The sequence below is a fragment of the Stenotrophomonas sp. 2YAF22 genome (assembly GCF_052114665.1).
Classification (GTDB): Bacteria; Pseudomonadota; Gammaproteobacteria; order Xanthomonadales; family Xanthomonadaceae; genus Stenotrophomonas; species Stenotrophomonas indicatrix.
In genome coordinates, this window is record NZ_JBFRFE010000156.1 from 1 (window position 1) to 7,595 (window position 7,595).

The 7,595-nt window shown below is 65.9% G+C and carries 7 protein-coding genes; 4 read left to right on the top strand and 3 right to left on the bottom strand.

What is annotated here, in order from left to right; all coding sequences use genetic code 11:
- Nucleotides 1-160: 160 nt before the first annotated feature.
- The 3 genes from AB4Y84_RS08395 to AB4Y84_RS08405 form a co-directional block, all read right to left on the bottom strand.
- Nucleotides 161-1,369 carry an acetyl-CoA C-acyltransferase gene (locus tag AB4Y84_RS08395; RefSeq protein WP_442249985.1) on the bottom strand — a complete coding sequence of 403 codons (1,209 nt, stop codon included), beginning with the start codon at nucleotides 1,367-1,369 and terminating at the stop codon, nucleotides 161-163.
- Between the two features lie 69 nt (nucleotides 1,370-1,438).
- Entirely contained in the window at nucleotides 1,439-3,811 is a 2,373-nt protein-coding gene (locus AB4Y84_RS08400; RefSeq protein ID WP_442249986.1) for a 3-hydroxyacyl-CoA dehydrogenase/enoyl-CoA hydratase family protein, read from the bottom strand.
- A 26-nt stretch (nucleotides 3,812-3,837) separates the two neighbouring features.
- Entirely contained in the window at nucleotides 3,838-4,506 is a 669-nt protein-coding gene (locus AB4Y84_RS08405) for a TetR/AcrR family transcriptional regulator (protein ID WP_442249987.1), read from the bottom strand.
- Between the two features lie 314 nt (nucleotides 4,507-4,820).
- Between AB4Y84_RS08405 and ndk the strand changes: the two genes are divergently transcribed.
- The 4 genes from ndk to AB4Y84_RS08425 form a co-directional block, all read left to right on the top strand.
- The gene (ndk, locus tag AB4Y84_RS08410) at nucleotides 4,821-5,246 is read left to right on the top strand and encodes a nucleoside-diphosphate kinase (protein WP_008265389.1); all 426 of its coding nucleotides are present in this window, start codon (nucleotides 4,821-4,823) and stop codon (nucleotides 5,244-5,246) included.
- A gap of 10 nt (nucleotides 5,247-5,256) precedes the next feature.
- Complete coding sequence (gene rlmN, locus AB4Y84_RS08415) at nucleotides 5,257-6,462, top strand: 23S rRNA (adenine(2503)-C(2))-methyltransferase RlmN (protein WP_025875003.1); 1,206 nt, start codon at nucleotides 5,257-5,259, stop codon at nucleotides 6,460-6,462.
- Nucleotides 6,449-7,234, top strand: coding sequence for a type IV pilus biogenesis/stability protein PilW (gene pilW / locus AB4Y84_RS08420; RefSeq protein ID WP_428704208.1), 786 nt, complete (start codon nucleotides 6,449-6,451; stop codon nucleotides 7,232-7,234). Before rlmN ends, pilW begins: the two co-directional genes overlap by 14 nt.
- An 18-nt stretch (nucleotides 7,235-7,252) precedes the next feature.
- Nucleotides 7,253-7,595 (top strand): helix-turn-helix domain-containing protein (locus AB4Y84_RS08425; protein WP_442249988.1); only part of this gene is annotated, 343 nt, incomplete at its 3' end.

The following is a 7,595-nucleotide window of genomic DNA, read 5'->3' on the forward strand; positions in this document are numbered from 1 at the left end:
GGGCAGGACGCCCAACCCCGGTCTTGCCGTGTGCGCAGGACAGCGCACACGAGCAAGCCGCTGCCAAGCCCCCAGGGACGGGTTTACGGCGTGTCCCGGGCAGCCTCACCCGCCCGGGCCCTTCCGCAAACCGACAGGTCCGCCGGCAACGCCTTGAACCTTACAGCGCCTCGAAAATGCCGGCCGCACCCATGCCGGTGCCGATGCACATCGTCACCATGCCGTACTTCTGCTGGCGACGGCGCAKGCCGTGCAGCAGGGTCGCGGTACGGATCGCGCCGGTCGCACCCAGCGGGTGGCCCAGGGCAATCGCGCCGCCCAGCGGGTTGACCTTGCTCGGGTCCAGGCCGCAGTCACGGATGACGGCCAGCGACTGCGCGGCGAAGGCTTCGTTGAGCTCGATCCAGTCCAGCTGGTCCTGGGTCAGGCCGGCCTGCTTCAGTGCCTTCGGAATCGCGGCGATCGGGCCGATGCCCATCACTTCCGGGCGCACGCCGGCCACCGAGAAGCTGACGAAACGGGCCAGCGGGGTCAGGCCGTAATCCTTGATTGCCTGTTCCGACGCCAGCAGTACCGCGCCGGCGCCATCGCTCATCTGCGAGGAGTTGCCGGCAGTGACGGTGCCGCCGAACTGGCCGTTGCGGAACACCGGGCGCAGCTTGGCCAGGCCTTCAGCGGAGGAATCCGGGCGCGGGCCTTCGTCGGTGTCGGCCACCTTGTTGCGGGTGATGATGCGCTTGCCGTCGGCCAGGTCAGGCTGGTGCGAGACGATCTCGTACGGGCTGATCTCGTCCTTGAAGTCGCCGTTCTGGATGGCGGCCATGGCCTTCTGGTGCGAGGCCAGGGCGAACGCGTCCTGTTCTTCGCGCGAGACCTTCCACTCTTCAGCGACCTTCTCGGCGGTGATGCCCATGCCGTAGGCGATGGCGACGTGGTCGTTGTCGAACACGCTCGGGGCCATCGCAATCTTGTTGCCCATCATCGGCACCATCGACATCGATTCGGTGCCGCCGGCCAGCATCAGGTCGGCGTTGCCAAGGCGGATCGCGTCGGCCGCCTGCGCCACGGCCTGCAGGCCGGAGGAGCAGAAGCGGTTCACGGTCTGCGCGGCGATGGTGTTCGGCAGGCCGGCCAGCAGCACGCCGATGCGGGCCACGTTCATGCCCTGCTCGGCTTCGGGCATCGCGCAGCCGATGATCGCGTCATCGATGCGGTTGACGTCCACGCCCGGCGCCTGCGCCACGACGCTGCGCAGCACGTGGGCGAGCATGTCGTCGGGGCGGGTGTTGCGGAACATGCCCTTGGGCGCCTTGCCAACCGGGGTACGGGTGGCGGCGACGATGTAGGCGTCCTGGATTTGCTTGGTCATTGCAGTGATCTCTTGAATAGGGGTTGGAAGAGGTTGCCGGCCAGCGGCCGGCACTACCGATGTCTTCCGTCAGTTCCGCAGCGGCTTGCCGGTCTTGAGCATGTGCGCGATGCGGGCCTGGGTCTTTTCCTGCTGGGCCAGTTCGACGAAGTGCTTGCGCTCCAGGGTCAGCAGCCACTCTTCGTCGACCAGGGTGCCGCGGTCGACCTTGCCGCCGCACAGCACGGTGGCGATGCGCTCGGCGATCTCGTAGTCGTACGGGCTGATGAAGCGGCCTTCCAGCATGTTGACCAGCATCATCTTGAAGGTGGCGATGCCGACGTCACCGGCCACCTGGATGCGGCGTGCCGGCAGCGGCGGACGGTAGCCCGCTTCGGCCAGGGCGCGTGCTTCGGCCTTGGCGATGTACAGCGCCTCATAGCTGTTGAACACCACCTTGTCGGTGCTGCGCAGCAGGCCCAGTTCCTGGGCGTTGACCGCCGAGTTGGACACCTTGGCCATCGCCACGGTCTCGAAGGTCTTCTTCAGTTCGGCGAACACGTCACCGCCCGGGCCAGCGGCCTGCGAGGCACGCACGGCCAGTTCCTTCAGGCCGCCGCCTGCCGGCAGCAGGCCGACGCCGGCCTCGACCAGACCGATGTAGCTTTCCAGGAAGGCCACGGTCTTGGCGCTGTGCATCTGGAACTCGCAGCCGCCACCCAGGGCCAGGCCACGCACCGCAGCCACCACCGGCACCAGCGAGTACTTGATGCGCTGGCTGGTGCGCTGGAAGTTGTGCACCATTTCTTCGAACTGGTCGACCTTGCCGGCCTGCAGCAGGCCGAGGGCGCCAGCCAGGTCGGCACCGGCGGAGAAGGGCTCCTTCTGCTGCCAGATCACCAGGCCCTGGAAGTCCTTCTCGGCGCGGGTGACGCATTCCTGCAGGCCATCCAGCACGTGGTCGGACACGGTGTTCATCTTGGTCTTGAAGCTGACCACGGCGATGCCGTCGCCGTCGTGCCACATGCGCAGGCCGTCGTTCTCGAACACGGTCTCGCCCGGCGCGAACTTCTCACCCAGCAGCGGATCGGGGAAGCGCTGGCGCTGGTACACCGGCAGCGACGAACGCGGCAGCTTGGCGTTGCGCGACGGGCTGTAGCTGCCCTCGGCGGCGTGCACGCCATCGCGGCMATCGAACACCCAGTCCGGCAGCGGGGCGTTGCTCATGCTCTTGCCGGCGACGATGTCATCGGCAATCCACTGCGCGACCTGCTTCCAGCCGGCAGCCTGCCAGGTTTCGAACGGGCCCAGCGACCAGCCGTAGCCCCAGCGGATGGCCAGATCGACGTCGCGCGCGGTCTCGGCGATGTCGGCGAGGTGGTAGGCGCTGTAGTGGAACAGGTCGCGGAAGGTCGCCCACAGGAACTGCGCCTGCGGGTGCTGGCTCTCGCGCAGCTTGGCGAACTTCTCGGCCGGGTTCTTGATCTTCAGGATCTCGACCACTTCCGGYGCRGCGGCGCGGTCAGCCGGACGGTAGTCCTGCTTTTCCAGGTCCAGCACCACGATGTCCTTGCCGACCTTGCGGAAGATGCCGGCGCCGGTTTTCTGGCCCAGTGCGCCCTTGGCAATCAGCGCGTCCAGCCACTTCGGCGACTTGAAGAATTCATGCCACGGATCATTGGGCAAGGTATCGCCCATGGTCTTGATCACGTGCGCCATGGTGTCCAGGCCGACCACGTCGGAGGTGCGGTAGGTCGCCGACTTCGGGCGGCCGACCAGCGGGCCGGTCAGGCCGTCCACTTCGTCGAAGCCCAGGCCGAATTCCTGGGTGTGGTGGATGGTGGACAGGATCGAGAACACACCGATGCGGTTGCCGATGAAGTTCGGGGTGTCCTTGGCGTACACCACGCCCTTGCCCAGGGTGGTGACCAGGAACGCTTCCAGGCCTTCCAGCACGCTGGCGTCGGTGGTGGTGGCCGGGATCAGCTCGGCCAGGTGCATGTAGCGCGGCGGGTTGAAGAAGTGCACGCCGCAGAAGCGGTGGCGAAGCTGTTCGGGCAGCACGTCGGCCAGCTTGTTGATGCCCAGGCCCGAGGTGTTGGAGGCCAGCACGGCGTGGTCGGCCACGAACGGGGCGATCTTCTTGTACAGGTCCTGCTTCCAGTCCATGCGCTCGGCGATGGCCTCGATGATCAGGTCGCAGTCCTTCAGCTGTTCCAGGCCGGTCTCGTAGTTGGCCGGGGTGATGGCTTCGGCCAGCGACTTGCTGGCCAGCGGCGCCGGGCTCAGCTTGCCGAGGTTGGCGATCGACTTCAGCACGATGCCATCGGCCGGACCTTCCTTGGCAGGCAGGTCGAACAGCACGGTGTCGACGCCGGCATTGGTGAGGTGGGCGGCGATCTGGGCACCCATGACGCCGGCACCCAGCACGGCGGCGCGGCGGACTAGCAGGGAATTGGACATGGTGTAGGGCCTTTGTTGGTCAGCAGTTACTGGGTGGAATCAATGGAGGCGGGCAGGGCGCTGCCACTKCGGGCGGYGGCGCGGAATCCGGCCTCGGCGAAATGGATCAGTTCATGGGCGGCATGGGCACGATGCGCCGTTTCGGTGACACCGGCAGGTCGCTTGATCAGTCCGAAATCGGCCATGGCATAGGTCAGCGAGCCAGCGAGGAAATCCAGGCGCCAATAGAGCTCTTCCTTGCTCAGGCCGGGCACGCAGGTGGCGATCGCCTTGCCGAACTCACGCAGCACGTGGCCGTAGTGGTCGGACAGGAACTTGCGCAGGTTGTCGTTCTTTTCAGCGTAGGCACGGGCGATCACGCGGACGAAGGCACCGCCGTTCTGGCGGTCCTGGGCCAGCGCCAGGGCCGGCTCGACGAAGGCGGCGAGCACCGGCCGCAGTTGGCCGGGGTGTTCGTTGCGGGCACGCTCGAGCTGGGCCAGGCGGGCGCCGGTCATCTCGTCCATGCGGCGGCGGAACACCTCGTTGACCAGGTTTTCCTTGGAGCCGAAGTGGTAGTTGACCGCAGCGATGTTGACGTCGGCCTGGCTGGTGACCTGGCGCAGCGAGGTGCCGGCAAAACCGTGCTGGGCGAACAGCTCCTCGGCGGCGCCGAGGATCCGGTCCTTGGTCGAGAAGTGGGCGGGCTTGGCCATCGGGCGGGCGGACCTTAATCAAACGATTGTTTGATACTAGAACCAGACGGTACCGTATGGCATTTTGCAGTGCAGCAAAAATACCCCGATTGGTCAGAATCTGCTCAGGTGGGTGAATGGGGGTAGTGCCGGCCGCTGGCCGGCAGCCCCGAGGTTGAATGGCGGCCAATGCCGGCCAGYGGCCGGCACTACCACCCTGCCGCTTTATCTTTTACAATCCGCGCACGTTTATCAGGCTAAGCCCGCGTTTCGACGCGGCTTTTTTTTTGTTACCCTTCGGGCCATCAGCGGCCCGATTCCATTGGAGACATCCCATGGCGCTGGAGCGCACCCTTTCGATCATCAAGCCGGACGCCGTTGCCAAGAACGTCATCGGCGAAATCTACGCCCGCTTCGAAAAGGCCGGCCTGAAGGTCGTGGCCGCCAAGTACAAGCAGCTGTCGCGTCGTGAAGCCGAAGGCTTCTACGCCGTGCACCGCGAGCGTCCGTTCTTCAACGCACTGGTCGAGTTCATGATCTCCGGCCCGGTGATGATCCAGGCCCTGGAAGGCGAGAACGCCGTCCTGGCCCACCGCGACCTGCTGGGCGCCACCAACCCGAAGGAAGCCGCTGCGGGCACCATCCGCGCCGACTTCGCCGAATCCATCGATGCCAATGCCGCCCACGGCTCGGACTCGGTCGAGAATGCCGCGATTGAAATCGCGTACTTCTTCGCCGCCACCGAAGTCGTCTCGCGCTGAGAGTAATGCCGTGAACGAGGTCGTACAGAAAATCGCCATCCAGCCGCTGCCGAAGTCGGCACCCACGGCTGGCAAGCAGAACCTGCTCGACCTCGATCGCGCGGGCCTGGAGAAGTTTTTCGTCGAGGTTCTCGGCGAGAAGAAGTTCCGCGCCCATCAGGTGATGAAGTGGATCCACCATCGCTACGTCACCGAGTTCGATGAGATGACCGACCTCGGCAAGGTCCTGCGCGCCAAGCTGCAGGAGCATGCCGAGGTCCTCGTCCCGAACATCATCTTCGACAAGCCCTCCGCCGACGGCACCCACAAGTGGCTGCTGGCGATGGGCGTGGATGGCAAGAACGCCATCGAGACCGTGTACATCCCCGACAAGACCCGTGGCACGCTGTGCGTGTCCTCGCAGGTCGGTTGTGGCCTGAACTGCACGTTCTGCTCCACCGCCACCCAGGGCTTCAACCGCAACCTGACCACCGCCGAGATCATCGGCCAGGTGTGGATCGCGGCGCGCCACCTGGGCAACGTGCCGCACCAGATGCGCCGCCTCACCAACGTGGTGATGATGGGCATGGGCGAGCCGCTGATGAATTTCGACAACGTCGTGCGCGCCATGAGCGTGATGCGCGACGACCTGGGCTACGGCCTGGCCAACAAGCGCGTGACCCTGTCGACCTCCGGCCTGGTGCCGCAGATCGACCGCCTGTCCACCGAAAGCGACGTGTCGCTGGCGGTGTCGCTGCATGCGCCGAACGACGAGCTGCGCGAGACCCTCGTGCCGCTCAACAAGAAGTATCCGATCGCCGAGCTGATGGCTTCGTGTGCACGTTACCTGCGCGCCAACAAGCGCCGCGAATCGGTCACCTTCGAATACACCCTGATGAAGGGCATCAACGACAAGCCCGAGCATGCCCGCGAGCTGGCCCGCCTGATGCGCCAGTTCGACAACGCGGTGCAGGCCAAGGATTCGGGCAAGGTCAACCTGATCCCGTTCAACCCGTTCCCGGGCACCCGCTACGAGCGGTCCGAAGAGGCGCATATCCGCGCCTTCCAGAAGATCCTGCTCGACAGCAACGTGCTGACGATGGTGCGCCGTACCCGTGGCGACGATATCGACGCCGCCTGCGGCCAGCTCAAGGGCCAGGTGATGGATCGCACCCGCCGCCAGGCTGAGTTCAACAAGACACTGCAGGCAGGGAAGGGGAGCGATGCCGCGGCCTGATCGCTTCTGGCTGGCACTGCTTGCAGGCGTGCTGGCCCTCTCGGTCACCGCTTGCAAGTCGCAACCCAAAGCCAAGCTGGGCCCCAGCCAGGCGACGGTCTATTCGGTCCGCGACCCCGAAGGTGTTCGCCGGCAGGTCCGCGCTGCGGATCTGCTTGCCCTGGCTGTCCGCGACATGCAGAGCGGCAACCTGGATGCCGCCGAGCGCAAGACGCGCGACGCGATCAAGCTGACCCCTGCCGACCCCGATGCACTGGTGCTGCTGGCCGGCATCGATGATCAGCGTGGCCGCACCCGGCAGGCCGGGGAAGGCTTCCGCATGGCCGCCGAGCTGGCGCCGCAGCGGGGTGACGTACTCAATAATTATGGTGCTTGGCTGTGCCAGAACGGGCAGGCCGCCGAGTCGTTGGCCTGGTTCGACCGTGCGCTGCAGGCGCCCAACTACACCACGCCGGCCGAGGCGCAGGCCAACGGCGGCAGCTGTGCGTTGGACGCTGGCCAGCTTGAACGTGCCGAACGCAACCTGCGTGCCGCCCTGTCTCAGGTGCCTGGCAACCCGGTCGCGCTGGAGGCAATGGCCCAGTTGAGCTTCCGCCGCGGTCAGTTCATGGAAGCCCGCGCCTTCGCCGAACGTAGGATTGCGGCTGCACCGGCCACGCGTTCCGTGTTACAACTTGCGTCTCAAATCGAGGCGCGGCTGGGTGATCAGGCGGCATCTGATCGCTATCTTCAGCGGATTCGACAGGAATTTCCGCAGGACGCGGGCTCCTAACTCCAGGGTTGATGCATTGTGATTGATGACCAGACTGTGAGCGATCTCGAGACTGTGGCCGGCTGCGGCACCCGCCTGCGCCAGGCCCGCGAGGCCGCCGGACTGACCCTCGAAGACGTCGGCCAGCGCCTGCGCATGCCGGTTCAAGTGGTGAAGTCGCTCGAGCAGGAGCAGTGGCAGAAGCTCGGCGCGCCGGTGTTCGTGCGCGGCCAGCTGCGCAGCTATGCCCGCCTGCTCGGTGTCGACGTCAGCGAACTGCTGGAACAGGCCCAGGTTGGCCCGGTGGTTCCGCCGACCCTGGTCAGTCACACCCATACCCCGCGTGCGCGCCGCATTGCCGAGAATCTCGGCCGCCGTGCGC